Source organism: Noviherbaspirillum malthae (genome assembly GCF_015352985.1).
In the GTDB taxonomy this organism is placed as follows: Bacteria; Pseudomonadota; Gammaproteobacteria; order Burkholderiales; family Burkholderiaceae_D; genus Noviherbaspirillum; species Noviherbaspirillum malthae.
Window position 1 is genome coordinate 1 of sequence record NZ_JACYXF010000181.1, and the last position, 1,434, is coordinate 1,434.

Annotated in this window: 1 protein-coding gene; it reads right to left on the minus strand. The window is 59.5% G+C overall.

The features are described 5' to 3' along the window. Positions 1–47: 47 nt before the first annotated feature. Positions 48–1,313, minus strand: coding sequence for an IS256 family transposase (locus IGW03_RS37625; protein ID WP_194727479.1), 1,266 nt, complete (start codon positions 1,311–1,313; stop codon positions 48–50). Positions 1,314–1,434 lie beyond the last annotated feature (121 nt).

Consider the following 1,434-nt stretch of genomic DNA (forward strand, 5'->3'; position numbering starts at 1 on the left):
GAGCTAGCGTCAAGACTGGTGTATGGCCGGCTTGAAGGATAGTATCTTCAGGCGGCGAGTTTTTGCTGTTCCGGTGGATTGTCCTGCACCGGTAGTCCATCCTTGAACGGCACGCCTGCCAGCAGCACGGCGAGTTTGTCAGCGCCGCGAATCTTGCGCCAGCTCTTTTCTGCTTCTTCCATCAGCTTGAACGCCAGCCCGAGGAACGTCGCCCGCGACAGGCAATTGCGTGAGCGTGTGGTCCGATGCCGCACTGTCGCAAACGTCGACTCGATCGGATTGGTCGTCCGAATGTGTTGCCAGTGCTCCGCCGGGAAGTCGTAAAATGCCAGCAGACTGTCCTTGTCCTGCACCAGTTTTTCCACTGCCTTCGGATACTTTGCGCCATAGGTACTGACGAACTGCCCGAACGCGCTGATGGCATCGGCCCTGGTTTCAGCCATAAAGATCGCCTGCAATCCGGCACGGGCTTTGGACTGCAATGTCGCCGGCAGCGCATTCAACACGTTGCCCAGCTTGTGGAACCAGCAGCGCTGCGCCGTCGTCGACGGGAACACTTCTTCCAGCGCTGCCCAGAATCCCATCGCACCATCACCGATGGCCAGCCGCGGACCAGCCTTCAAGCCACGCGCCTTCAGATCCAGCAGCACCTCGGCCCAGGACGCCTTCGATTCCCGGAAACCGTCAGCAATGGCCACCCGTTCCTTCTTCCCATCCGGCGTCACCCCAATGATCACTAACAGGCACTGGCCATCATGGTCTTCGCTTCTGGCCCCGGTATGGATGCCATCAACCCACCAATAGACCCAGCGGCAAGCCGACAGGTCGCGCTTGTCCCACTGCTTCCATTCGTCGGCCCATTGCGCCTTCAGGCGTGACACCACGTTGGCTGACAGACCCTTGGCATCCTCGCCCAGCAGCACCGACAGCGCATCGCCCATGTCGCCGGTGGAAATACCTTTCAGGTACAGCCAGGGCAGAGCTGCCGACACGCGGGGGGACTTCCTGACATAAGGCGGCACCACTGACGAATTGAACTTCACACCGGTGCCGGAGCGGTCGCGTACCTTGGGCACCTTGACCGTTACCGGTCCGGCGGCAGTAACGATATCGCGTTCGGGCAGGTAACCGTTGCGCACCACCGCTTGCCGTCCAGCGAGGGTCTTCACGTTCGCATACTGTGCCAACAATTCGGCCAGTTCCGCCTCGATCGCCTGCTGAATCACTTGCCGTGCGCCGCGACGCACCAGTTCGTCCAGGCCCAGACCGATTTCTGGTAGACCATTTTGCGTCTCTTGCTTATCCTTGCCCATGGTGGGGGTTCTTTCGTTGGTTGGTTTTGATCTCGACAATCAAAATTCTCCAACAAAATCTCCACCGCCTTCCTCCCCACCTTCAGAGCTCAGCCCGTACACCACTTTGGACTATAGCTCC

Bases quoted from the DNA above. Each gene is read 5' to 3' on its own strand.
- IGW03_RS37625 (WP_194727479.1), bottom strand. From the start codon at position 1,313: ATGGGCAAGGATAAGCAAGAGACGCAAAATGGTCTACCAGAAATCGGT.